The following is a 25,889-nucleotide window of genomic DNA, read 5'->3' on the forward strand; positions in this document are numbered from 1 at the left end:
ATGAAATTGAGCGCGCGCTGCCATTGAGGGATTGTCTGTTTTCAATGTTAAATACTGCTCGCCTGTGCCAAACATGTTTATTGACGCAGGCCCTATGAACAGTCATTCAATTGTCATGGGTATTCTGCACTCCACCGGTTGAATATCGGCCGTCTATACAAAAGATTTCAGACGGCGGATAGTCTGTCTTGCCAACGGGATGCCTGGAGCTTTTTATGAATGGTGATATGCAGGCGCGGATAAAACATCTGCTCTCACCCGCCATTGCACGCGTACAATGTATTGCGATTGTCTGTTGGCTGATTGTTCTGTTTGTCACACCACATGTTCAATATGGCGTGCGGGAAATACTGTTGACGCTGGGGTTGCTGGCGGCCTGTTTCTGGCAATATCGGGTCGCCGATTTCAGAGCCTGGCGGCTGGCCGGCATTGCGTTTGTGATCATCGCTGCCCTGTGCTTTTCCCGGGCCAGCCAGCTGAATATCGGGCTGGGTATCGACGGGGCATTGCCGGTCGCGGTGATGATTATCCTGGTCTCGGCATTGTTAGTGGTTTATACCCGTGACTATCTTCTGGTGACGTTGCTCGTCTGGTGTATTCTCTCTCCCGCCCAGAGGGTTGAGGGCGACAGCGTGGCGTCTGTTTTCATGACACTGTTCTTTATTGCGTCTGCCAGTATGGGCAGTGTGCTCAATCACACTTATACCCGCGCCTTGCGCACCGTATTGAGCCTGGAGTGCCAGTTTCGTGAATGGTCGCTGACCGATGACCTGACCGCGATATTGAATCGTCGGGCATTGATGCAGGCACTGGATAATCATGTACTGAATAACACCGCGGGTTATTTTCTGATGCTCGACATTGATGATTTCAAACGCATTAATGATCAGTTCGGCCATGACGCAGGTGATCAGGCGCTTCGTGTCATGGCGGCCTGCCTGAAGGAAACCCGGGGCAGTCTCGCTGTTGGACGAATGGGCGGAGAGGAGTTCGGCGTTATCCTGCCGATGTGCAGTGAAAATGACGTTCGGGATTATGTCCTGCGTCTTCTGGACAGGATCAGAACATCGCTCGTCGTCAGCCCGCTGACCTGCAGTGCAGGGCTGGCCGACATCTTCTCTGCGTCGAGCAGCCCGGAAGTGCTGAAGACAGCCGACATCAACTTGTACAAAGCCAAGCGAGACGGCAAGGATCGGGCGTTCTGGAGAGGCGTGCCGCTGGAGGAGGTGCCGGCGGGCAGCACGGGCCTTGCGTATGACGGCACCCAGGCGTTGACACCCTAGGCCACAAGCGGACTTTTCAGCGCCTTCCGCGCACAGCCCTGCAACGTCTTCCTGCCTCCTTTTGCGCCCCGGTTTGCTGCTGTAAGGTCCTTTCGCCCATAATCACGTTTTTAAGTCGCATCGAACCCGCAGCAGGAGCCTCATGGAGCAATTTCGCAATATCGGCATCATCGGTCGTCTGGGCAGCGTTCAGGTGCTCGATACCGTCCGCCGACTCAAGAGATTCCTGCTGGACCGCCACCTGCACGTCATTCTCGAAGAGACGATTGCCGAAGTTCTGCCCGGTCATGGTCTGCAAACCTCGTCGCGCAAGATGCTCGGCGAGGTCTGCGACATGGTTATTGTGGTCGGTGGTGATGGCAGCCTGCTCGGTGCCGCGCGCGCGCTGGCCAGGCACAACGTGCCGGTGCTGGGCATAAATCGCGGCAGCCTGGGCTTTTTGACCGACATCCGTCCCGACGAGTTGGAGGTCAAGTGCGCCGAAGTGCTCGACGGGCACTATCTGGTCGAAAACCGCTTTCTGCTTCAGGCCGAAGTGCGCCGTCATGGCGAGGCCATCGGCCAGGGCGATGCGCTCAACGACGTGGTGCTGCACCCAGGCAAGTCCACGCGCATGATCGAGTTCGAGATCTATATCGACGGTCAGTTCGTGTGCAGTCAGAAGGCCGATGGCCTGATCGTCGCCACACCGACCGGATCGACGGCCTACGCGCTGTCGGCGGGCGGGCCGATCATGCATCCCAAGCTCGACGCAATCGTCATCGTGCCGATGTACCCGCACACCCTGTCCGGGCGGCCTATTGTGGTGGACGGTAACAGCGAGCTGAAAATCGTGGTGTCCAAGGACATGACCATCTACCCGCAAGTGTCCTGTGACGGCCAGAATCATTTTACCTGCGCGCCGGGCGACACCATCACGGTCAGCAAGAAACCGCAGAAGCTGCGTCTGATTCATCCACTGGATCACAACTATTACGAAGTCTGCCGCACCAAACTTGGCTGGGGCAGCAAGCTCGGCGGCGGGGGCGATTAATGCTCGATCCGGCGCGTGGCTACGATCTGATCGGTGACGTGCATGGGTGTGCCCATACCCTCGAGCACTTGCTGGAGCTTCTCGGTTACCGTCTGCAGGCTGGCGTGTGGCGCCACCCTGAGCGCATTGCACTTTTCCTTGGCGACATCATCGATCGTGGTCCGCGTATTCGCGAGTCGCTGCACATCGTCCGCGATATGGTTCAGGCCGGCCATGCCCTTTGCATCATGGGCAACCATGAGTTCAATGCGCTGGGCTGGGTGACGCTGGCCTTGCCGGAAAGCGGTCATCAGTTTGTGCGCGAGCACACTCCGCGGCACGCTCGGCTTATCGGTGAAACCCTGGCGCAGTTCGAACGCTATCCGGATGAGTGGAGCGAGTTCGTCAACTGGTTCTACGAACTGCCGCTGTATATCGATGCCGGTCGTTTCAGGGTAGTGCATGCCTGCTGGGATGCGGCCCTGATCGACCCGTTGCGTGGCCTGCATGGCAATGGCTGTATCGACAGGCATTTCGTCCAGGCGTCGGCAGTGCCCGGCAGCTTCGCCAGCAACGTCTTCAACCGTCTGTTGCGCGGCACCGACATGCGTCTGCCACATGGCCTGACGCTGACCGGTGGCGATGGGCTGACCCGTGAGTTTTTCCGTACCAAGTTCTGGGAAGACGACCCGCAGACCTATGGCGATGTGGTCTTTCAGCCGGACGCGCTACCCGAAGGCGTCGCCAAGACGCCGCTTTCCACGTCCGAAAAAAACGCATTGTTGCGGTACGGCATCAATGAACCGCTGCTGTTTGTCGGCCATTACTGGCGCAGCGGCATCCCTGCGCCGATCCGGCCGAACCTGGCCTGTCTGGATTACAGTGCCGTGCTCTATGGCAAGCTGGTCGCTTATCGGCTGGACCATGAAACACAGATCGACCCGGACAAGTTCGTCTGGGTCGACGTGCAGCGTCCCGAGGTTTCAGAATGAGTGCTGTTGCAGTTCTGCGTTTGCCGTTGACCACCAACCTGAGTGGTTTTGTGAGCCTGCTGCAGCGCTTGCGGATTCCCCACCGGGTCAGCGAAGAGGCGGGCGAGCAAGTGCTCTGGGTACCGGACGCGCCGCGACTGGCTGACGAAGTTCGCGAGTTGTACACGCGCTTTCCGGAAGGCGACGAGCATTTTCAACTGGCGCATGACACTCCGAGCCCCGCCTACAAGCCGCCAGGCCTGATTGAACAGTTACGTAACAGCCCGGTGACGGCTCTGGTGTTGCTGGTCACCTTGCTTGTGGCTGGCATGACATTGCTGGGCGACAACCTTGAGGTGATCCGCTGGCTGACCTTTCAGGATTTCCGTATCAATGGCGAATACGCGACATTTCTGCCGTTGTCCGCCAGCCTGGCCGACGGGCAATGGTGGCGGATCGTGTCACCGATGCTGATCCACTTTGGCATCCTGCACCTGGCCATGAACGGCATGTGGTTCTGGGAACTGGGGCGGCGTATCGAAATTCGTCAGGGCAGCCTGGCGCTGTTGCTGCTCACGCTGCTGTTTTCAGCCGTTTCAAATTATGTGCAATACCTGTTCAGCGGCCCGAGCCTGTTCGGTGGTTTGTCCGGCGTGCTGTACGGTTTGCTCGGCCATTGCTGGATCTTCCAGTTGCTGGCACCCAATCCGGTCTACCGTCTGCCGCGCGGGGTGTTGATCATGATGCTGATTTGGTTGGCACTTTGTTTGTCCGGGCTGGTGAGCATGCTCGGCTTTTGCGAAATCGCCAACGGCGCACATGTCGGCGGTTTGGTCATCGGTTGTGTCACCGGCCTCCTGGGCGGTGCGCTCGCGCGCCGTAAGGCGTAAAATAATCCGCTATTTTCTGGAGCGCGCCATGTCGTCTTTTATAGAAATGATCGAAAACATCACCCCGGATATCTACGAGAGCCTGAAACTGGCGGTGGAAATCGGTAAATGGTCCGACGGTCGCAAGCTGACTCAGGAGCAGCGCGAGCTGTCTTTGCAGGCGCTGATCGCCTGGGAAGCGCAGAACCTGCCTGAAGACCAGCGCACCGGCTATATGGGGCCGCAGGAATGCGCCTCCAAATCAGCGCCAGTGCCCAATATTCTGTTCAAATCGGATGCAATTCATTGATCGAAATTGGTCGCGGAGCCGTCAACAAAATGTCGGCGCGTCAGGATGACGCGTCGTGTGTGCAATACGCTTTTCGTCTTGGTGATACTGAAATTGCGGTCAACCCGCTGATCGGCAAGACGTTGCGCCTGGAGTTTCTCGGCGCCATTCATTGCAGTCATTGCGGGCGCAAGACCAAATCCAGCTACAGCCAGGGCTATTGCTACCCATGCATGCTCAAGCTGGCGCAATGCGACATGTGCATCATGAGCCCGGAAAAATGCCATCACGATCAGGGCACCTGTCGCGATCCGGCGTGGGGCGAGCAGTTCTGCATGACGGACCACATCGTCTATCTGGCCAATTCGTCAGGCGTGAAGGTCGGCATTACCCGCTCAACGCAGTTGCCGACCCGTTGGCTGGATCAGGGCGCAAGCCAGGCGTTGCCGATTCTGCGCGTGGCTACCCGCCAGCAGTCCGGCTTTGTCGAAGACCTGCTGCGCAGTCAGGTGGCCGACCGTACCAACTGGCGTGCCCTGCTCAAGGGCGATGCCCAGCCGGTAGACCTCAAGGCCATTCGTCAGGAGCTGTTCGACAGTTGCGGCGCGGGACTGCTGGGATTGCAAGAACGATTCGGTCTGCAAGCCATCCAACTGCTACATGACGCCGAGCCTGTCGAGTTTCGTTACCCGGTCGAGGCTTATCCAGCCAAGATAGTCAGCTTCAACCTGGACAAGCACCCGATTGCCGAGGGCACGCTGCTGGGGATCAAGGGCCAATACCTGATTTTCGATACCGGCGTGATCAATATTCGCAAATACACGGCCTATCAACTGGCCGTGCATCAGTAGAAGGATTCCAGCATGCGCACCGAACAACCGAAAATGATTTACCTGAAGGACTATCAGGCTCCCGAGTACCTTATCGACGAGACGAACCTGACCTTCGAACTGTTCGACGACCACTCGCTGGTGCATGCCCAACTGGTCATGCGCCGCAACCCGGAGCGCGGTGCAGGTCTGCCGCCGCTGGTGCTGGACGGTCAGCATCTGGAACTGGTGTCGGTCAAACTGAGCGACGTGGAGCTGAGCGCTGCGGATTACCAACTGACGGACGATCACCTGACGCTGCACCCTCAGGCTGAACGGTTCACGGTTGACAGCACGGTGCGCATTCATCCTGAAACCAATACCGCGCTGGAAGGCCTGTACAAGTCCAGCGGCATGTTCTGCACCCAGTGCGAGGCCGAAGGCTTCCGCAAGATTACCTACTACCTCGACCGACCCGACGTGATGAGCAAGTTCACCACCACGGTCAGCGCCGACAAGCAGGGCTTCCCGATCCTCCTGTCCAACGGTAACCCGGTGGCCAGCGGTGAAGAAGAGGGCGGACGGCACTGGGCGACCTGGGAAGACCCGTTCATGAAGCCGGCTTACCTGTTTGCGCTGGTGGCCGGTGATCTCTGGTGCATCGAAGACACCTTCACCACCATGAGTCAGCGGGAAGTGACCCTGCGCATTTACGTCGAGCCGGAAAACATCGACAAGTGCCAGCACGCCATGACCAGTCTGAAGAAGTCCATGCGCTGGGACGAAGAAACCTATGGCCGTGAGTACGACCTGGACATCTTCATGATTGTTGCGGTCAACGACTTCAACATGGGTGCGATGGAGAACAAAGGCCTCAACATCTTCAACTCCAGCGCCGTACTGGCGCGTGCCGAAACCGCGACTGATGCGGCACACCAGCGTGTCGAGGCGATCGTCGCCCACGAATATTTTCACAACTGGTCGGGCAACCGCGTGACCTGCCGCGACTGGTTCCAGCTATCGCTCAAGGAAGGCTTCACGGTTTACCGCGATGCCGGTTTCTCTGCGGATATGAACTCGGCGACGGTCAAGCGTATCCAGGACGTGGCTTATCTGCGTACTCACCAGTTTGCCGAAGATGCCGGGCCGATGGCGCATGCTGTGCGCCCGGACAGCTTTATCGAAATTTCCAATTTCTACACCCTGACCGTGTATGAAAAGGGTTCGGAAGTGGTCGGCATGCTTCACACCCTTTTGGGGGCCCAGGGCTTCCGCAAGGGCAGCGACCTTTATTTCGAGCGCCACGATGGCCAGGCCGTGACCTGCGACGACTTTATCAAAGCCATGGAAGACGCCAACGGTGTCGATCTGACCCGTTTCAAGCGCTGGTACAGCCAGGCGGGTACGCCGCGCCTGGCCGTCAGCGAGTCCTATGACGCCGCTGCAAAAACCTACAGCCTGACCTTCCGCCAGAGCTGCCCGACCACGCCGGGTCAGCCCGGTGATCAGAAGCAACCGTTCGTGATACCGGTCGAGCTGGGACTGCTGGACAGCAAAGGTGCCGAAGTGGCCCTGCGTCTGGCAAACGAAACGGCCGCTACCGGCACCACACGTGTGCTGTCGGTTACCGAAGCCGAGCAGACGTTCACCTTCGTCGACGTCGCTGAAAAGCCCTTGCCTTCGCTGCTGCGTGGATTCTCTGCGCCGGTCAGGCTGAGCTTTCCATATGACCGCGATCAACTGATGTTCCTGATGCAGCACGACAGCGATGGTTTCAATCGCTGGGACGCCGGCCAGCAATTGTCGGTTCAGGTGTTACAGGAACTGATCGTTCAGCATCAGCAAGGTCAGCCGCTGGTCATGGATCAGCGGTTGATTACCGCGCTGGGCACCGTGCTGGCGGACGAGCAGCTCGATCAGGCGATGGTGGCAGAAATGCTTTCGCTGCCAGGCGAGGCTTATCTGGCCGAAATCAGTGAAGTAGCAGATGTCGACGCTATTCACGCGGCTCGCGAGTTTGCCCGTCAGCAGCTGGCAGAAGGGCTGTTCGATGGCCTGCTGGCGCGTTATCAAGCCAACCGTGAGGTCTCGAAAGTCACGCCTTATGTCGCGGAAGCAGCGCATTTCGCACGGCGTGCCCTGCAGAACATTGCGCTGTCTTACCTGATGCTCAGCGGCAAGCCGGAGGTGCTGACGGCGACCATCGACCAGTTCGATACCAGCGACAACATGACCGAGCGCCTGACGGCATTGGCGGTGCTGGTCAACTCGCCCTTTACCGAGGAGCGTGACCAGGCACTTGCAGTGTTCGCCGAGAACTTCAAAGCCAACGCGCTGGTCATGGATCAATGGTTCAGTGTCCAGGCGGCCAGCACTCAGCCCGGTGGCTTGCAGCGCGTGCAGGAACTGATGAAGCACCCGGCCTTCAGCATCAGAAACCCGAACAAGGTCCGCGCCTTGATCGGTGCCTTCGCTGGGCAGAACCTGATCAACTTCCATGCAGCAGACGGTTCAGGTTACCGCTTCCTGGCGGATCTGGTCATCGAGCTGAATGCCCTCAACCCGCAAATCGCTTCTCGCCAACTGGCTCCTTTGACCCGCTGGCGTAAATATGACAGTGCCCGTCAGGCGCTGATGAAGGCCGAGCTTGAGCGCATCCTTGCCTCCGGCAAACTGTCGGCAGATGTGTATGAAGTGGTGAGCAAAAGCCTGGCTGAATAATGGGTGATGCGGTGCTGAGTGCGTGGTTAGGGCTCAGGAGAAAGGCGCTATCTGCTGATGTGGATGGCGCTTTTTTTGAGTTTTTTGTACCGATTCATTCGGTGCCTGGTGATCCGTCTTCGTGGACAAGTCCACTCCCACAAGGGCTCACACGCAAAGGTTGCCCGTAAAAAATCTCACATGTGAGGTATATCCATCCTCGAAAACATCTGCTACGTTGCTCACCTGATCCACGGCAGTGACAAGGGGAAGCGCCTATGCCTCGCAAGATCCAAGGCGATAACGCAGCAGTCCAGGCCAGGGTTTCCAAGAGCTCCACCGATTACATGCGTGAAATGCGTTTGCGACTCAAGGAAGCAGGGCTGGTCAAGCGGGAATTCTGGATACGGCCCGAGAACGTCGATGCCCTGCGTGGCATTGAAAAAGCCCTGAGACAGCCCTTTTTGGGCGACAGAATAAAACTGGAGGATTTCATGACCGAGAATACCCACTGGACCATCAGCTCTCTGCAGAAGGCACTCAGCGAACTGGAGCTGGTGACGAACGGCAAGATCGAGCTCGACGTGACCGAGGGCGATGCCTCGGGGATCAGGCTGACCATGGCCGACTACGGCGACCTGCCGATCTACATCGCCGTGGAAGGCGAGCAGATTCTCGCTGACGCGACCTTGATCGAAGTGAACAAGATCAAGAACGTGCAGGCTTTCAACGACGTGGTCCTGCGCAGCCGCGACCTGTTCCCGCTGTCCTCGGTCGGCATCGAAAAGCTGGGCGGCGGTCAGGAAGTCTACTGCCTGTTCGGCGCATTGAGCGCGGCATCGTCGCTCACGGTCGTGGTGCAGGAAATCCTCACCCTCGCGGACAACGTGATCCGTGCGGCCGACGCTTTTGAAGATCATTTCATCTACTGAACAGCGCTGTCAGGCGGAGAACATTCATGACGACAAGTATCTGGAAAAAACTGGTGACCGCTGTTCGTGGCGGCGCTTCCGAAGTGGGCGAGTCGATTGCCGACGCCAATGCCATCCGCATTCTGGACCAGGAAATCCGCGACGCCGAAAACGCGCTGGTCAAGGCCCGCGACGGGCTGATCACGATCAAGGCCAAGCACAAACTTTCGGCACAGCGTCTTGAAGAGCACGCCACCAGCATTGCCAACTGGGAAGGCCGCGCCATGCAGGCCCTGAACAAGGGTGAAGAAGCCCTGGCTGTCGAATGTGCAAACAAGATTGCCGAGATCGAAGCCCTGCGTGATCAGGAGCAGGAACTGGCCGATCAGTTCAGTAAGCAGGTCAACCTGCTGCAGGATCAGGTGATCAAGGCCGAATCGCGAATCAAGAGCCTCAAGCAGCAGGTCGAGATGGCCAAGGCCCGTGAAACCGTGCAAAAGGCTCGCGTTGCAACGGCAACCGCAACCGGCGGTGCCAGTGGTGCCGTCGAAACCGCGGTAGGGTCGCTGGCGCGTCTCAAGCAACGCCAGGACGAACAGGACGCCAAGCTCGAAGCGGCCGAGGAGCTGGCCAGCCAGTCCAGCGGCAGCGATCTGGAGCGTCGTCTGCAGGATGCCGGGATTGGGGCCAAAAGTGGCGGCGCGCAAGATGTGCTGGCACGCCTCAAAGCCAAAAACCAGACACCGTCCCAGTAAGCGGAGCAGCGGCGCAGACAAGGAGGGTGAATGGAGTTTTCCAGACGACTCAACGTCATCCTCGCGCTGTCGGCAGTGATGATCGCCGTGCAAGTGCTGAACTCGGTCACCGGTAACAGCCTGGTCCATTTCGGTATCATGCCGCGCAGTTCGACCGGGTTGCGTGGCATTGTGTTTGCGCCGTTTCTGCATGGTTCGATTCAGCACTTGCTCAGTAATCTGTTGCCGTTCATTGTGCTCAGCTGGCTGGTAGCCACCGAGGGTGTCAGGCGCTATGCGTGGGTGGTGGGGTTGGTTTGTCTGGTGGGCGGGTTGCTGGTCTGGATGTTCGGTCGCAGTAATATTCATGTCGGGGCAAGCGGGTTGATTTTCGGCCTGTGGTCTTATCTGCTGGCGCGGGCGTGCTATCAACGCAGTATTGCAAGCCTGTTGCTGGCCCTGATGGTGCTGGCAGGCTACGGCGGATTGATTTTTGGCTTCGTACCGGTGACGGGTGTTTCGTTTGAATCACATATTGCCGGGGCCGTTGCCGGTATTGGTGTGGCGTGGCTGATGCATTCCAGGGCGTTGCTGGCGCAGAACTGAGCCCGTTTCGCAAACCGTTGGTTTATTCCGGTCTTCAAGGATATGCACTATGAGTTGGTTCAAACGTGCCATGGGGCTGGAAGCACCCAAGGCAGCCGGCGGGGATGGCGCACAGTCCGTCGGTACGGTCAGTCCGCTTGGCCTGGCCTCCGGTCGTATGTTGTGTCTGGACAGTGCGTTGAAGCTGTTGCTCGATGGCCACTCGGAGGTGGTTGTTCCTGGCGACGAAAAGGTCTGGGCCGTGGGGAATGTCGACCTCGGCCAGTCGATGGCGCTTCATCGTTTCTACCTCGATGACGAGGACTATTTTTTGCAGGTGGTCAGCAACGGCCCCTCTGCGCAGGACGTGCAGGACATCATCCTGTTCGGTTACTACAGTGTCGAGCCGATCACCAGCAAGAACGAGTTGCTGCGCCTGACCGGCCCGTCGTCGAAGATCGGCCTGCCCACCTATGAGCACGATGGCGAGGTGTTCGAACGGCAGTGGGGCACGTCGCCCGGCCAGACCGAGCTGACGCCTCTGGATGAGGACATCGTCAGTCCGGACGCCGCGTATCGCGTCAAACACCTGAGCATGTTGTATGCCCGCGAAACGGGTCTGATCAACCGCCGTGAGTTTCTGCTGTTTTCCGTAGAGGAGGACGAGGAGGGCAGCATCACGCTCACCACGGCGGTTGGCATAACGCTGCAATCCACCGATATCAACGTTCTTTGACAAGGAAATCTTCATGATCGACGCGCTGCGTATGTCGCTCAATGCCACTGCCGTGTTTGGCTTCGTCATGTACATTCTGGTGGCGGCCATCCTGTTTGCGCTGTTCCAGTTCATTTACAGCAGAATTACACCGCACAAGGAGTTTGCGCTGATCCGCGAGAACAACAGTGCTGCCGCATTGGCGCTGGGTGGTTCGCTGATCGGTTTCGCACTGCCGGCCAGCAACATCATCAGTTACAGCATCAGTATTCTGGACGTGATCGTCTGGGCAGTGATTGCAGCCGTTGTGCAACTGCTGGCGTTCGGCGTTACCAGCCTTGTACTCAAGGGGTTGTCGACACGCATTGCCAAGGGCGAGATGGCGGCAGCTATCTATTCGGCGAGTGTCGCGATCAGCGTCGGTCTTCTCAATGCAGCCTGCATGACCCCTTCGGTCTGATGGCGGCCTTGAACAAGGAGACTCATGATGAGACGTAGTTCAGTAAAGCTGGTGCTCGCCAGTACGCTTCCCCTGGCCCTTGCCGGCTGCGGTCCGTCGGAAGACAAGGACACTTTCAATGCCCAGGCCAACTTCAGCTCGGTGCAGGAATGCGTCGATGCCAAGGTGCCGGTAAATGTCTGTTCGGACGCCTACATGCAGGCGCTATCCGACCATCGCCGCATAGCGCCGACCTACGATGACAAGGCTTCCTGCGACGCGGACTTCGTGCCGGATTATTGCCAGGTCACCTCTGACGGCAAGTACATGCCGAAGCTCGGCGGTTTCGAGCTGGGCTTTTCCGGCCGTGTGCCCAAAGAGGCGCTGGACCGGGCCAATCAGGAAGCCGCTCAGTCCGCCCCCGCAGGCATGAGTGGTACCACCGGGCTGATGGCCGGGCTGCTGATCGGTAATCTGCTCAGCAACGGTTTTGGCAATAACCGCTATTACTCGCAGCCCATTTACCAGACTCGCGATGACCGCGGTGGCTACTACAGCTCGTCCTTGCCAAGCCAGATCGATCGAGGCAAGACGTTCGGGCGTTCGACCCAAGCGCAATCCAGCCCGGACCGCAGCTATGGCAAGAGCACACTTGGGCGCAACCTTGGCAGTTCGGGGTCAGGCTCGTCGTCGGTATCATCGACCATCTCGCGTGGCGGCTTCGGCAGTCAGGCGTCGGCACGCAGCGGCTGGGGCGGCAAGAGCAGCAGTGGCAGTAGCAGTTTCGGAGGCTGACGGTCGGTCATGAAAAAGATCAGCATCGAGGAACGCCCGGACTGGCGCGCCACGGCGGAGCGTGAAGGGCTCAACTTCCACACCATCGACGGCGAGCGCTATTGGGATGAGCGCGGGTATTACCTGTTCACCGAACAGCAGATTACCCGCGACCTTGAAGCTCCTACGCAGGAACTTCACCAGATGTGTCTGGACGCGGTCGCCCGGGTCGTAGAGAGCGAGGCGTTGTTGCACCAGTTGGCGATCCCGGAAGCGTTCTTCGATGTGATCCGTGCTTCGTGGAAGGATGGGCATCCGCATCTCTACGGGCGCTTCGACTTTGCCTACGACGGTACGGGACCGGCAAAGATGTACGAAATCAATGCCGATACGCCGACCAGTCTGATGGAAGCCGGTGCGTTTCAGTTGCTCTGGCTGGATGAGCAGATGGCGCGTGGCGTTCTGCCTGCGCACGCCAGTCAGTTCAATTCGATTGCCGAGGACCTGGTTCGGGCCTTCGCCGAGTTTCCGGGCGCGAGTCCGTTCTACTTTTCGGCGATGTCGGGCTCTGTCGAAGACCGTGGCACTACCGATTTTCTGCGGCGTATGGCGGCGCACGTTGGGATTGATGCCCGGCATATCGATATCGAGGATATCGGGCTCAATGCCGAGGGGCGTTTTGTCGATCTGGACGGGCGCTGGATCGAACGGCTGTTCAAGCTTCACGCGTGGGAGCATATCTTTCACGAAGAGTTCGGCCAGCACGTGCCAGGCAGCGGCACTCAGTTCGTTGAACCCGCCTGGAAGGCCATTCTCAGCAACAAGGGGATTCTGCCGTTGTTGTGGCAGTTCAATGAAGGCCATCCGAACCTGCTGCCTTCTTGCGTCGATCAGGATCCGACCCGGCCGGTCCCCAGAGGCTGCGTGCGCAAGCCTTACTTTTCCCGCGAGGGTGCCAACATCGAAATGCGCACACTTGGCGATCAGCTGATTTCAGTCGATGGGCCTTACACCGACGCGCCTTACATTCTGCAGGCGTATTCACCGCTTCCGCGATTTGCTGACAGTTACACGCTGATCGGCTCCTGGGTCATCGGCGATCTGGCCTCCGGAATAGGCATTCGCGAAGATGACAGCCTGATTACCAAAGACACCAGTCGGTTCCTGCCTCACGTTGTCATTGATTGAGCTGCGGGTATTCTCGATAAGTGTTACTTGCCCGGGGCACGTAACACGTTCGCTGTTACCGACCTGCTATATCGCCAATAATGAATGGACTCAGTCGGTCGCTTTGCTGATGAGATGTCTGACAATCAAACGAACGTTATCGTATTTTCAATCCTGACGTTATCAATACAGTCGGCCATTAACTGATCTGTATGGACGCTTCGTTTTAATCTGTTTTTTTTACACGTATTGGCATTTGCGTTGCATTGCTGGGGCGGTCCCGGTGGGTGCTTTATCGGTAACAGTGCGCTGTAAGTTCAGGAAGTTTCCTACAGGCTCATGCCTGCCTGCACCGCGTTCGCGGGATCATTGGTGAAGTTGACTGTGTTCGTCCGTTTAATAACTCGTTATTACCAGGCCGCCACGCTATACGCCTCTCATCACACGCCGTTTATATCGGAAATACCATTGGCCTGGACGCCAGACACTTGTCCCGGACCGGCCACGCAAGGAGAGCCAACATGCTCATGAAACAACTGCTGGGGATCGCACTGGCGATACTGCTCGCGATCAATACCAGCCTGGCAGTCGACGCAACGCTGCTCGGAAAACGTCTGACACCGCTGGGAGGCGAGGTGGCGGGTAACGCGACCGGCACCATCCCGGCCTGGAGCGGCGGCATCACCCGCCCGCCGCCCGGATACGAGGGCTCCGGCACACGGCATGTGGACCCGTATGCCGCTGACAAGCCCTTGTTCACCATTACCCACGCCAACATGCAGCACTATCGCACGCACCTCACGCCTGGTCAGGTGGCGATGTTCGAAACCTATCCGGACAGCTATCAGATGCCGGTGTACACCACTCGACGTTCCGGATCGGCACCCCAGTGGGTATACGACAACACCCGTCGTAATGCGGAAAAAGCCCGCTTGATCGGTGGCGGTAACGGGTTTGTCGATGCCTATGGAGGTATTCCGTTTCCTCTGCCGGAAAAGGGTATTCAGGCCGTGTGGAATCACATTGCCCGCTACCGCGGTCATTACGTGGTGCGACGTACGTCGGAAGTTGCGATCCAGCGCGACGGCAGCTTCAAATTGAACACCTCGCGTCAGGAAGTGCTGTTCCGTTTCTATGATCCCGCTGGCAGTTTTGCCAGTCTGGACAACGTACTGTTTTATTACCTGTCATTTATCCAGTGTCCGACACGGATGGCCGGCTCCGCCGTGCTGGTTCACGAGACACTTGATCAGGTGCAGGAGCCTCGGCAGGCGTGGGCTTACAGTGCGGCACAACGTCGGGTAAGGCGGGCGCCGAGTCTGGCTTACGACATGCCGATCCCGGCTTCGGAGGGATTGCGCACCGCTGATGACACCGACATGTTCAACGGTTCACCGGACCGTTACGAGTGGAGGTTGCTGGGCAAACGCGAAATATACATTCCTTACAACAACTACCGGATATCCAGTCCCTCTATCAGTTACCGAAAATTGTTGCAGGTCGGTCACCTCAACCCTGCTTACACACGCCATGAGCTACACCGTGTCTGGGTGGTCGAGGGCACCCTCAAACCTACGGCACGGCACGTCTATTCGCGGCGCACCCTGTATCTGGATGAAGACAGCTGGCAGGCTGCAATTGTCGATCAGTATGACGGTCGCGGACAGCTGTGGCGGGTCTCCATGGCCTACCTGAAAAACTATTACGAGTTACCCACCACATGGTCTGCGCTGGATGTCTTTCACGACTTGCAGGCACGCCGTTATCACGTACAGAACCTAGACAATCAGGAGCCCGGCACCAGTGATTTTTCCCAGCCTGCGCCTGGTATGAACGCTTTCAAACCTGATGCATTGCGTCGCAGGGGTATTCGTTGACAGGTCTCGGCTAACCCGTTCGATCAACTGTCGTGATGATCCGTCAATCACATTCTGTGCGCTTAACAAAAGATAACGACATGTCGATTGTCAGGCATTTGCAAAACTGCCTAGGATGACCGGTCTTCCAGACGGGTAACGCCGGAGGGCTGTGGGTATCGGAGTCAGTCGAGCTGACGGATACCCGAATCCGATAACGCTCACCTGATAATAAGAGGGGAGAAGTCCATGCGTGAGTTTTTCCATCTGCGCATCCGGTCATGTACGGGCATGTACCTGGCTATTTGTGCTGCATGCTTTGTGCTGCCTGCAACGGCCGACTCCGGTTCGGTAGCCAGTGCAGCGACTTCCGCAGACAAGGCTGTCTACGCTGTCGAATCGGCCAGAGCTTCGCGCAGTTTGTTGCTGGACGTGGCCCATGCCGGCGCGCGCCTGGTCGTGGTGGGTGATCACGGGCACATTCTGTTTTCCGACGATCAAGGCAAGAGCTGGAGCCAGGCGCGCGTGCCGACCCGCCAACTGTTGACGGCGGTGTTTTTTGTGGACGAACAGCATGGCTGGGCAGTGGGGCATGACGCACAGATACTGGCCAGCAATGATGGCGGCAAGAGCTGGAGCAAGCAGTTCGAGGACCTCAAGCGCGAGGCCCCGCTGCTGGACGTCTGGTTCAAGGACCTCGATAACGGCTTTGCCGTGGGCGCCTACGGTGCATTATTGAGCACCGGTGATGGCGGTCAGCACTGGGAGGATGTCAGCGAGCGCCTGGACAACGAAGACCAGTATCACCTGAACAGCATCGCTCAGGTCAAAGATGCCGGCCTGTTCATCGTCGGCGAGGCGGGCAGCATGTTTCGCTCCAGTGACGAGGGACAGACATGGGAGAAACTTCAAGGTCCTTATCAAGGCTCGCTGTTCGGCGTGATCGGCACCGCTCAGCCTTCCACGCTGCTGGCCTATGGTCTGCGCGGCAACCTGTTTCGCTCCAGCGATTTTGGTGACAGCTGGCAGCCCATCGAATTGAAAGGCGCGCGTGGCCCGGTCGAGTTCGGTCTGGCCAGCGCCACGCTGCTGGCTGACGGTTCGCTGGTACTGGTCGGCAACGGTGGCAGCGTCATGCGCAGCCATGACGACGGCGAAACGTTCGAGGTCTTCAATCGTCCCGACCGCATTTCGCTGGCCGGCGTTACCAGCAACCTGCAAGGCAATCTGATTCTGGTAGGACAAGGCGGCGTGCGCATCACCTCGCCGACGGGCGCCGATACGACCCAACAATAAGACCTTTCAGGGCGGGGACATTCCGGCATGAGCACTCTTCAACACACGCAATATTCAGATGACAAGGCAACCTTCCTTGAGCGCCTGATTTTCAATCATCGCCCGGCGGTGATCATCCTTTGCCTGCTGGCGAGTATTTTCCTGTTCTGGCAAGCCACTCAGGTCCGGCCGTCCACCAGTTTCGAGAAAATGATCCCGCTGTCTCATCCGTTCATTCAGAACATGATGAAACACCGCAACGACCTGGCGAATCTCGGCAATACCGTGCGTATATCCGTCGAAGCGGTGGATGGCGATATCTTCTCCAAGGACTACATGGAGACCCTGCGCCAGATCAGCGACGAAGTGTTTTACATCCCCGGCGTAGACCGCTCCGGTCTCAAGTCGCTGTGGAGCCCCAGCGTACGCTGGACCGAAGTGACGGAAGAGGGCTTTGCCGGGGGCGAGGTGATACCGCAGAGTTACGACGGCTCGGACGCCAGCCTGGATCAGTTGCGCAACAACGTGCTCAAATCCGGACAGGTCGGGAGACTGGTCGCCAACGATTTCAGGTCGAGCATCATCGATGTGCCGCTGCAGGAGTCCTACCCGGACCCGGCAGACCAGGGCAGGTTGCTGGCCCTGGACTACCAGCAATTCTCCCATCAGCTTGAAGAGAAGATTCGCGACAAGTACCAGGCGCAGAACCCAAACATCAAGATTCACATCGTCGGTTTCGCCAAAAAAGTCGGCGACCTGATCGATGGCCTGTTCATGGTAGTCATGTTCTTTGGCATTGCCTTTCTGATCACGCTGGTATTGCTGATCTGGTTCACCCGATGCATCCGCAGCACCATCGCCGTACTCAGCACCACACTCATCGCAGTGATCTGGCAACTGGGGCTGATGCATGTCGTCGGCTTCGGCATCGATCCGTATTCCATGCTGGTGCCGTTCCTGATCTTCGCGATCGGTATTTCTCACGGCGTACAGAAGATCAACGGTATCGCCCTGCAGTCCAGTGAGGCTGACAATGCCCTGACCGCTGCACGTCGCACGTTTCGCCAGCTGTTCCTGCCCGGCATGATCGCGATTCTGGCCGATGCAGTGGGGTTTATCACGCTGCTGATCATCGACATCGGGGTAATCCGCGAGCTGGCCATCGGTGCGTCCATCGGCGTTGCGGTGATCGTGTTCACCAACCTGATTCTGTTGCCGGTGGCGATTTCCTACGCAGGCATCAGTAAACGGGCGGTGAACCGCAGCAAACAGGATGCGGTCTGCGAGCATCCTTTCTGGCGACTGCTGTCGAACTTTGCCAGCGCAAAAGTCGCGCCGGTATCGATCGTGTTGGCATTACTGGCCTTCGGTGGCGGGCTCTGGTACAGCCAGAACCTGAAGATCGGCGATCTGGACCAAGGAGCCCCCGAGCTGCGTCCGGACTCGCGCTACAACAAGGACAACGCGTTCATCATCAATCATTACTCGACCAGTTCCGACGTGCTGGTGGTCATGGTCAAGACACCGCCCGAGGGCTGTTCGGCGTATTCGACGCTCTCGGCGATCAACGAACTGGCGTGGAAGATGGAGAACACCCAGGGTGTGCAGTCGGCCATTTCGCTGGTGACCGTTTCCAGACAGGTCATCAAAGGCATGAACGAGGGCAATCTGAAATGGGAAAGCCTGTCGCGCAACAAGGACGTGCTGAACAACTCCATCGCCCGCGCCGACGGCCTGTACAACACCGATTGCTCGCTGGCACCGCTGCTGGTATTCCTCAATGACCACAAAGCCGAAACCCTCGACCGCGCGGTGCACGCCGTTCAGGACTTCGCCAAAGACAATGACACGCCGGACCTGCAGTTTCTGCTGGCTGCCGGCAACGCCGGGATCGAGGCGGCGACCAACGAAGTGATCAAGCAGTCCGAGCTGGTGATTCTGGTGCTGGTCTACCTCTGCGTGGCAGCGATGTGCATGATCACCTTCCGCTCATGGGCAGCCACCCTGTGCATTGTCCTGCCGCTGGTACTGACCTCGGTACTGGGCAACGCACTAATGGCGTTCATGGGCATTGGCGTCAAGGTCGCGACCTTGCCGGTGGTGGCGTTGGGAGTGGGCATCGGTGTCGATTACGGCATCTACATCTACAGCCGCCTGGAAAGCTTCCTGCGCGCTGGCCTGCCGTTACAGCAGGCTTATTACGAAACGCTGAAATCCACCGGCAAAGCCGTACTGTTCACCGGCCTGTGCCTGGCAATCGGTGTGTGCACCTGGATCTTCTCGGCGATCAAGTTCCAGGCCGACATGGGCCTGATGCTGACCTTCATGCTGCTGTGGAACATGTTCGGCGCACTGTGGCTGCTGCCCGCGCTGGCGCGGTTCCTGATCAAGCCAGAGAAGATGGCGGGGAAGGTGGGGAATTCGTTGTTTTCGCATTGAGGTTGGGGCGGCCTGTAACCCGGTATCCTTTTAACGATGACTTACGCCCCAAGATGAATATCGTGCCAATGCTCTGCGTTGGCACGCAGTGCGTGGCGCTTTGCGTCACAAATTTGCGCCGCGCTGCTTACTTGGCACATGACGCAGAGCGTCCAGAACGGCATTCCCACGCGGAGCGTTGGAACGATGACTTACACCTCAAGATGAATATCGTGCCAATGCTCTGCGTTGGCATGCAGTCAGTGACGCTCTGCGTCACAAATTTGCGCCGCGCTGCTTACTTGGGACAGGACGCAGAGCGTCCAGAACGGCATTCCCACGCGGAGCGTTGGAACGATGACTTACGCCTCAGATGAATATCGTGCCAATGCTCTGCGTTGGCATGCAGTTAGTGACGCTCTGCGTCACAAATTTGCGCCGCGCTGCTTACTTGGCACATGACGCAGAGCGTCCAGAACGGCATTCCCACGCGGAGCGTTGGGACGATGACTTACGCCTCAAGATGAATATCGTGCCAATGCTCTGCGTTGGCATGCAGTTAGTGACGCTCTGCGTCACAAATTTGCACCGCGCTGCTTACTTGGCACAGGACGCAGAGCGTCCAGAACGGCATTCCCACGCGGAGCGTTGGAACGATCATTTAAAAATGTCCAGCATCGTGATGCCCTCGTTATTGAGGGTTCATGCGAGTAGGGCGATCACCCATGCAATCAGGGAGATTGGGGCCAATCAAGATCAAACCGGACATTACCACTCCCGATCCACTTCCCCACGACAGTTTATCGCCCGCTGATTCCAGATCGTAAATCTTCGTCTCTGAAATCAATACGCCAGTGCGGTGATCATAAAGTCGAAAAAAGGCTGGGTAACCCCACCAGGGAAACCACGTGGGTGGTCGATCTTCGTTGGGATCGGATTCTCGATGAAACATCATAGGTAAGACCCAAAATGGTTTAAATATATCTACCCGATAACATCCGCCCGGACTTATATGCGGGCCGCTCGATTTTTCAGCCAGTCCTTTTTCCCACCATTCAGAAGCTATCCAGAGACCGCCTGCGATGATGACGTATGACAAAAAAAATACTATTGTGCGAGATGATTTTTTCATAGCCATGTCCCTAGCTCAATGATTTGATCGGATTTCTTCCACAGGATGTCCGAATAAATTATGAAGTCGCCCCCTTTGATTTTTTCTACACGATAATTTCGAAAGTTTGCGTTTGTTATTGCAGCAAAGGGCCCATCTTTCAATCTGATTATTAAGTTTCCTTGAGGGTGCAATGTTATGAGTGTTTCCGATTTGGTGAGTACGCGATCTTCTGTCCATGTGCCCAAGTATTGTATGCCATTGAAGTCGTAATGATCTCGGATATAAAGACCTACCTGCTCAACTTGAAAGTAATGCTGGCGATGTTGGGTGCCAGAAATTTCCTTGCTAAAGGTTTTTCCTGTTACACCAATTTTCATCGTTGCAAAGCCCAATGCTCCGTACATATCATCCAGCGTGCTCCATGTACTACCAAATTTAGCGAAGTTTACTTGAGAACAAGCGTCCATTTGTCTGGCGGACATCGTGTTTGAACCCAGTTGGCAGTCAATGTGATCACGCCAGCCAGCTTCTTTTAGCAGTTCTTTCAGTCGATTGACGGCGTTAGCTGTATTCAATCTTGACTCAGCCACTTCAACAGCCTGCCTGCATCGCTCAAACTGCATTGCCCATTCCATCTTCACGATGCTTTCATCGCACTGCGCGGGAGACAGGCTCATTGGGTCAGGCTGCGTTTCTCGCTCCTTCCACTCCTCCGGCATCTCCCACGCTGGACTGTCAAACCATCGCTGCATCAGCGCCGCTGCGGTGTTCCAACCCATGTTGCGCATGGCTCCGGGGATGCGGGAGAGGGCCAGGCTTTGGATAATGACTTCTTTGGCCGGGGTGTCTGTCGGGGCGTAGGTATGTGAGGCTCCTTGCGGCAAGGCGTAGAAGGTGTCGGGGCCCAAGGCGTTGGTGCGTTGGAAATCGTTCAGGGACATCGGGGTTACTCCATGACCGGCCAAGGGGCGGTGGTTGCGAGTTGTAGAGCGGTGACCGCGGGGCTTGTATGGCTGCGGCTGTAGCCTTGCAGGTCAAGCGCGCCGACGGCAGTGCAGCGCTGGTCTTGCATCACCACATAGCCCAGATGGCCAAGGCTGGAACGCTGTTGGTTGAACAGACGAAAACGTTCGTCGCATGCCATTGAGTTCTGCGGGCTCAGCAACGAATCAATGGCCTGTACGCAGCCGTGCACCACACCTTCGTCGCTGGCCACCTCCTGATGAAGGCCGGCCGAACTGTCGGGCGCAGCCCCCACAGCACTGGACCGCCTTTCGATCCAAAAGAAGTTTTGTTGCCTGGATATCAACCGAGCCCCACAACTGGTCAGATTGCCCTCCAGTGCGATGATATTTCCTTCGATATGAAAGTTGTTTTCTTCGCCGATGATTTTGCTGGCGCCATGTAGCGGGCAGATGACGTCGCAGCCCCTGTGCGCTACGGGGAAACCATTGATGCGCGTTGTTTGATCGCCATTGATAACAGACCCTCCGTGGTCTGTAGTATCGCCCTGGACGATGGCCAGAAGTTTCATGCAACTCTCCCTGAGTAATGTTTTCTGCAGGCCGCACGAATCCCTGACGTCTGATTTTTCTAATCGACGTGTATGAACAGGCGCGGCGTTTTAATTAAGGTGCAAGGAGAGATATCATTACTTTATGTTTTCGGAAATGGCAGATCGCTATTTATGGTATTTAAGGGCTGAGCTTACGCTGGGTTGATAAAGCTCTTACATATAGGCTGGATATATCCCACAGAAATAGAATACTCAGAGGTGGGTATCGGTAATCGATAGGGTTCGCCCTGCTTGATTGATAAACACGACGAACAGACAGACCCAAGACGTGATCGATTCAGTTGAACCGATTGATCAACCGCCGCCCAATACTACGCTCAGCGCATTGCGCGCATCGTCCAGTTGCACCAGCGAGGCATGGCGTGCGCCCAGTGCGTCGCGGTTCTGGATGGCAGTGAGGATGGCTTTGTGGCGGGGCATAGCCAGTTCGTGAAGATTGGGGCGTTTGTTGGAGTATTTGAGCGCTTCGCGCAACGCCAGTGAGAGCATGTTGCACAAGTGCGCCAGCAGGTCGTTGTGGGTGGCGTCGGCGATGCGGCTGTGGAAGTCGAGATCGGGTTGCAGCAGGTCTTCCGGCGTCGGTGCGGCTTCCATGCGCAGGTAGGCTTCGTGGATCGACTCGATTTCTGCGTCCGTGGCATGTTGCGCAGCCAGTGCTGCAACCGCCGGTTCGATGACAGCGCGTACGCTGGTCAGCAGGTTGAAGAATTCATTCTGTGGCGAGCTTTGCATGACCCAATGCAGCACATCCGGGTCCAGCAGGTGCCATTCGCGTCGGGCCTTGACCACTGTGCCGACACGCGGGCGCGAGTAGACCAGCCCCTTGGCGACCAGAACCCGTGTGGCTTCACGCAGCACTGGACGGCTGACGGCGTACTCTTCGCAGAGCAGCGCTTCGGGAGGCAGTTTTTCGTCAGGCTTGAAACGCCCGGATACGATCTGCATGCCCAGTTCCTGGACAATGCGCGCGTGCATGCTTTTACGGTCGGAAGGCTTTCGGTAATCCATGAGAACGCAATTCGGTCCTGGCGGTGATTGCTGGGCATCATACCATCGCGAAACGGTTGCGGCGGCCACCTGCGTCAGGCGACCGCCGTTTCGTTCAATGCGAGTGGCGTGGCACTTCGGAACCCCTGCAGCCGACCAGAAAATCGAAATCGCAGCCCTGATCGGCCTGCATCACCCGGTCCACGTACAATTGACGATAGCCGCCCAGCAACAATTGTGGCGGGGCCTGCCAGTCGGCGAGGCGCGCAGCCAGTTCGGCTTCCGGGATGTCCAGATGCAAGCGGCCGCCGGCACAGTCGAGTTCGATCCAGTCGCCCTCCTGAACCACGGCAAGCGGGCCACCCGCTGCGGCTTCCGGTGCCACATGCAGAACCACCGTGCCGTAAGCCGTGCCGCTCATGCGCGCATCAGAAATACGCACCATGTCAGTGACGCCCTGAGCGAGCAGTTTGGCTGGCAGACCCATGTTGCCAACCTCGGCCATACCCGGATAACCCTTGGGTCCGCAGTTCTTGAGGACCATTACCGATGTGGCGTCGATGTCCAGATCCGGATCGTTGATCCGCGATTTATACATCTCGAAATTCTCGAACACCACCGCACGGCCACGGTGCTGCATCAATGCCGGTGTGGCAGCTGAAGGCTTGAGTACAGCGCCAAGTGGCGCGAGGTTGCCGCGCAGGACACAGATGCCGCCGTCGGCGCGAATCGGGTTGTCCAACGCACGGATCACCTGATCCTCGCCATAGATCGGTGAATTGCAGGTGTTTTCGCCGATGCTTTTGCCGTTCACGGTCAGTGCGTCGGGGTTGGGCAGCAGGTTGGCTTCGTTCATGCGCCGCAGGACGGCAGGCAGGCCACCGGCGTAGTAGAACTCTTCCATCAGGAAGCGTCCGGAAGGTTGCAGGTCAACGATGGTCGGCATGCCACGGCCCATCCGTGACCAGTCATCCAGATCCAGATCGACGCCGATGCGTCCGGCAATGGCTTTCAAGTGGATAACGGCGTTGGTCGAGCCGCCGATGGCCGCGTTGACCCGAATCGCATTTTCGAACGCCGCCTTGGTGAGAATCTTCGACAGGCGCAGGTCTTCGCGGGCCATGTCCACCGCACGCATGCCGGACATGTGCGCCAGCACGTAACGGCGCGAATCCACAGCAGGAATGGCGGCGTTATGCGGCAATGAAGTACCCAGCGCTTCGGCCATGCAGGCCATGGTCGAGGCCGTGCCCATGGTGTTGCAGGTGCCTGCCGAGCGCGACATGCCGGCTTCGGCGGACAGAAACTCATCCAGGCTGATGGTCCCGGCCTTGTACGACTCATGCATCTGCCAGACGATGGTTCCGGCACCAATGTCCTTGCCCTGATGCTTGCCGTTGAGCATCGGTCCACCGGTCACGACGATGGCAGGGATGTCACAACTGGCAGCACCCATCAACAGGGCAGGCGTGGTTTTGTCGCAACCGGTCAGCAGCACGACGCCATCGATAGGGTTGCCGCGAATCGCTTCTTCGACGTCCATGCTCGCCAGGTTACGGGTAAACATGGCCGTCGGGCGCAGGTTGGATTCTCCATTGGAAAACACCGGGAACTCCACCGGCCAGCCACCGGCTTCGATCACGCCACGTTTGACGTGCTCGGCGATCTGCCGGAAATGCGCATTGCAGGGGGTCAGCTCCGACCAGGTGTTGCAAATACCGATGATCGGCTTGCCCTGAAACTGATGGTCGGCAATGCCCTGGTTCTTCATCCAGCTACGGTACATGAAGCCATTCTTGTCGGCGGTGCCAAACCACTGGGCAGAACGGAGGGTCGGTTTTTTATCGGAGTCAGACATGATCGGCTCTCTTATTGTAAGACTTAATGGCGATGCTGCTGGCTAAGGTAAGCCTAAAAAACGCGTATTGGAAGAGTTGTCAGTTCAAATAGTATTACTATATAGTCGATCGCAGACGAGGGATCATCCTGGCGCATGTGCAGCTTCATTCAGCCTCCAGGCACAGAGGCGATCCCCGCAGGTTCCATAACAAAAACAATGGGAGACCGCCTACATGAGCCAGGAACTGCGGCTTATACGCCGCATCACGTTCAAACTGATTCCTTTCCTTATCCTGCTGTACTTGATCGCCTATGTGGACCGCTCTGCCGTGGGCTTCGCCAAACTGCACATGGGCGCGGACATTGGTATCGGCGATGCTGCCTACGGTCTGGGTGCCGGGCTGTTCTTCATCGGCTACTTCCTGCTTGAAATCCCCAGCAATCTGATGCTCGAGCGTTTCGGCGCGCGCCGCTGGTTCGCGCGAATCATGATCACCTGGGGCGCAATCACCATCGGCATGGCCTTCGTGCAGGGGCCCCACAGTTTCTATGTGATGCGCTTTTTGCTGGGGGCGGCCGAAGCGGGCTTCTTTCCCGGAGTGCTGTACTACATCACCCAGTGGTTTCCGGTGCGTCATCGCGGCAAGATCCTCGGCCTTTTCATTCTGTCGCAACCCATTGCCATGATGATCACCGGCCCCGTGTCCGGTGGTTTGCTGGGGATGGACGGCATACTCGGTCTGCATGGCTGGCAGTGGCTGTTCATCGTGATCGGTACTCCGGCGATTCTGCTCACCTGGCCAGTGCTGCGCTGGCTGCCGGATGGTCCGCAGCAGGTCAAGTGGATGGATCAGACCGAGAAAGACTGGCTGACCGGCGAACTGAAAAAGGACCTGGAAGAATACGGTCAGACTCGCCACGGCAATCCGTTGCACGCCTTGAAGGACAAGCGTGTGCTGCTGCTGGCGCTTTTCTATCTGCCGGTGACGTTGAGCATCTACGGTCTGGGCCTGTGGTTGCCAACGCTGATCAAACAGTTTGGTGGCAGTGACCTGACGACAGGCTTCGTATCTTCGGTGCCCTACATCTTCGGCATCATTGGCCTGTTGATCGTGCCGCGCAGTTCCGACCGGCTCAATGACCGTTACGGGCACCTGGCGGTGCTGTATGTGCTGGGGGCCATCGGCCTGTTCTGCAGTGCCTGGCTGACCATGCCGGTGGCGCAACTGGCTGCGCTGTGTGTCGTGGCCTTTGCGCTGTTTTCTTGCACGGCGGTGTTCTGGACCTTGCCGGGGCGGTTCTTCGCCGGTGCCAGTGCTGCAGCCGGTATCGCGCTGATCAATTCGGTCGGCAATCTGGGCGGCTACATCGGCCCGTTCGTGATTGGTGCGTTGAAGGAAATCACCGGCAGTCTGGCGTCGGGCCTGTACTTCCTGTCAGGCGTGATGGTGTTCGGGCTGCTGCTGACCGGGATCGTTTATCACGTGCTGGAGCGCAAGCATGTGCTGCCGGCAGACGAGTTCGCGGCGAGTGCCAGATGAACAGCTGCACGCTTTAAGCGGCAAG

23 protein-coding genes are annotated in these 25,889 nt (G+C 57.7%); 18 read left to right on the forward strand and 5 right to left on the reverse strand.

Going from position 1 to position 25,889, the window contains the following annotated elements:
* The first annotated feature begins 215 nt into the window (after positions 1-215).
* The 17 genes from MME58_RS08200 to MME58_RS08280 all read left to right on the forward strand — a co-directional run bounded on the left by MME58_RS08200 (position 216) and on the right by MME58_RS08280 (position 18,828).
* Positions 216-1,283 carry a GGDEF domain-containing protein gene (locus MME58_RS08200; protein ID WP_055005822.1) on the forward strand — a complete coding sequence of 356 codons (1,068 nt, stop codon included), beginning with the start codon at positions 216-218 and terminating at the stop codon, positions 1,281-1,283.
* Positions 1,284-1,425: 142 nt separating this feature from the next.
* A complete protein-coding gene (locus MME58_RS08205) occupies positions 1,426-2,316 on the forward strand; it encodes an NAD(+) kinase (RefSeq protein ID WP_002554505.1) in 891 nt (296 codons plus the stop codon).
* Positions 2,316-3,287, forward strand: a complete 972-nt coding sequence (locus tag MME58_RS08210) for a metallophosphoesterase (protein WP_055005823.1) — start codon at positions 2,316-2,318, stop codon at positions 3,285-3,287. The genes MME58_RS08205 and MME58_RS08210 overlap by 1 nt, the downstream gene beginning before the upstream one ends.
* The gene (locus MME58_RS08215; protein WP_055005824.1) at positions 3,284-4,156 is read left to right on the forward strand and encodes a rhomboid family intramembrane serine protease; all 873 of its coding nucleotides are present in this window, start codon (positions 3,284-3,286) and stop codon (positions 4,154-4,156) included. The genes MME58_RS08210 and MME58_RS08215 overlap by 4 nt, the downstream gene beginning before the upstream one ends.
* A gap of 28 nt (positions 4,157-4,184) precedes the next feature.
* Positions 4,185-4,445, forward strand: coding sequence for a YeaC family protein (locus MME58_RS08220; RefSeq protein ID WP_003368468.1), 261 nt, complete (start codon positions 4,185-4,187; stop codon positions 4,443-4,445).
* On the forward strand, positions 4,442-5,275 hold the full coding sequence (locus tag MME58_RS08225) for a DUF2797 domain-containing protein (protein ID WP_054986966.1): 834 nt from the start codon (positions 4,442-4,444) through the stop codon (positions 5,273-5,275). Before MME58_RS08220 ends, MME58_RS08225 begins: the two co-directional genes overlap by 4 nt.
* A gap of 12 nt (positions 5,276-5,287) precedes the next feature.
* Positions 5,288-7,954 (forward strand): aminopeptidase N, encoded by a 2,667-nt coding sequence (gene pepN / locus MME58_RS08230; RefSeq protein WP_055005825.1) that lies wholly within the window; start codon positions 5,288-5,290, stop codon positions 7,952-7,954.
* A gap of 257 nt (positions 7,955-8,211) precedes the next feature.
* Positions 8,212-8,865, forward strand: coding sequence for a YjfI family protein (locus tag MME58_RS08235; RefSeq protein ID WP_054986968.1), 654 nt, complete (start codon positions 8,212-8,214; stop codon positions 8,863-8,865).
* Positions 8,866-8,891: 26 nt separating this feature from the next.
* A complete protein-coding gene (locus MME58_RS08240; RefSeq protein ID WP_054986969.1) occupies positions 8,892-9,599 on the forward strand; it encodes a PspA/IM30 family protein in 708 nt (235 codons plus the stop codon).
* A 30-nt stretch (positions 9,600-9,629) separates the two neighbouring features.
* A complete protein-coding gene (locus MME58_RS08245) occupies positions 9,630-10,184 on the forward strand; it encodes a rhomboid family intramembrane serine protease (RefSeq protein ID WP_055005826.1) in 555 nt (184 codons plus the stop codon).
* 49 nt (positions 10,185-10,233) lie between these two features.
* Entirely contained in the window at positions 10,234-10,899 is a 666-nt protein-coding gene (locus MME58_RS08250) for a YjfK family protein (protein ID WP_055005827.1), read from the forward strand.
* A 13-nt stretch (positions 10,900-10,912) separates the two neighbouring features.
* Positions 10,913-11,338, forward strand: coding sequence for a DUF350 domain-containing protein (locus MME58_RS08255; RefSeq protein WP_032614232.1), 426 nt, complete (start codon positions 10,913-10,915; stop codon positions 11,336-11,338).
* Positions 11,339-11,365: 27 nt separating this feature from the next.
* Positions 11,366-12,112, forward strand: coding sequence for a DUF1190 domain-containing protein (locus tag MME58_RS08260; RefSeq protein ID WP_054986972.1), 747 nt, complete (start codon positions 11,366-11,368; stop codon positions 12,110-12,112).
* 9 nt (positions 12,113-12,121) lie between these two features.
* Positions 12,122-13,279: a glutathionylspermidine synthase family protein gene (locus MME58_RS08265; protein WP_055005828.1), complete on the forward strand. Its 1,158-nt coding sequence runs from the start codon at positions 12,122-12,124 to the stop codon at positions 13,277-13,279.
* A gap of 500 nt (positions 13,280-13,779) precedes the next feature.
* Positions 13,780-15,135, forward strand: coding sequence for a DUF1329 domain-containing protein (locus tag MME58_RS08270; protein ID WP_055005829.1), 1,356 nt, complete (start codon positions 13,780-13,782; stop codon positions 15,133-15,135).
* Between the two features lie 228 nt (positions 15,136-15,363).
* Entirely contained in the window at positions 15,364-16,410 is a 1,047-nt protein-coding gene (locus tag MME58_RS08275; protein ID WP_082427317.1) for a YCF48-related protein, read from the forward strand.
* A gap of 27 nt (positions 16,411-16,437) precedes the next feature.
* Complete coding sequence (locus MME58_RS08280) at positions 16,438-18,828, forward strand: efflux RND transporter permease subunit (RefSeq protein WP_055005830.1); 2,391 nt, start codon at positions 16,438-16,440, stop codon at positions 18,826-18,828.
* Between the two features lie 670 nt (positions 18,829-19,498).
* Here MME58_RS08280 and MME58_RS08285 read toward each other — a convergent pair.
* From MME58_RS08285 to MME58_RS08305, 5 genes are all read right to left on the reverse strand, one after another.
* Positions 19,499-19,939, reverse strand: a complete 441-nt coding sequence (locus MME58_RS08285; protein WP_162491450.1) for a hypothetical protein — start codon at positions 19,937-19,939, stop codon at positions 19,499-19,501.
* The gene (locus tag MME58_RS08290) at positions 19,936-20,862 is read right to left on the reverse strand and encodes a DUF6402 family protein (RefSeq protein WP_055005831.1); all 927 of its coding nucleotides are present in this window, start codon (positions 20,860-20,862) and stop codon (positions 19,936-19,938) included. The genes MME58_RS08285 and MME58_RS08290 overlap by 4 nt, the downstream gene beginning before the upstream one ends.
* Before the next feature lie 5 nt (positions 20,863-20,867).
* Positions 20,868-21,455, reverse strand: coding sequence for a PAAR domain-containing protein (locus MME58_RS08295; RefSeq protein WP_055005832.1), 588 nt, complete (start codon positions 21,453-21,455; stop codon positions 20,868-20,870).
* Positions 21,456-21,791: 336 nt separating this feature from the next.
* A complete protein-coding gene (locus MME58_RS08300) occupies positions 21,792-22,505 on the reverse strand; it encodes a FadR/GntR family transcriptional regulator (protein ID WP_054986978.1) in 714 nt (237 codons plus the stop codon).
* 94 nt (positions 22,506-22,599) lie between these two features.
* Positions 22,600-24,342, reverse strand: coding sequence for an IlvD/Edd family dehydratase (locus MME58_RS08305; protein ID WP_055005833.1), 1,743 nt, complete (start codon positions 24,340-24,342; stop codon positions 22,600-22,602).
* Between the two features lie 214 nt (positions 24,343-24,556).
* Here MME58_RS08305 and MME58_RS08310 point away from each other — a divergent pair, with 214 nt between their 5' ends.
* Complete coding sequence (locus MME58_RS08310) at positions 24,557-25,864, forward strand: MFS transporter (protein WP_055005834.1); 1,308 nt, start codon at positions 24,557-24,559, stop codon at positions 25,862-25,864.
* Positions 25,865-25,889 lie beyond the last annotated feature (25 nt).

This window comes from Pseudomonas syringae pv. tagetis, from assembly GCF_022557255.1.
GTDB classification, from domain to species: domain Bacteria; phylum Pseudomonadota; class Gammaproteobacteria; order Pseudomonadales; family Pseudomonadaceae; genus Aquipseudomonas; species Aquipseudomonas caricapapayae.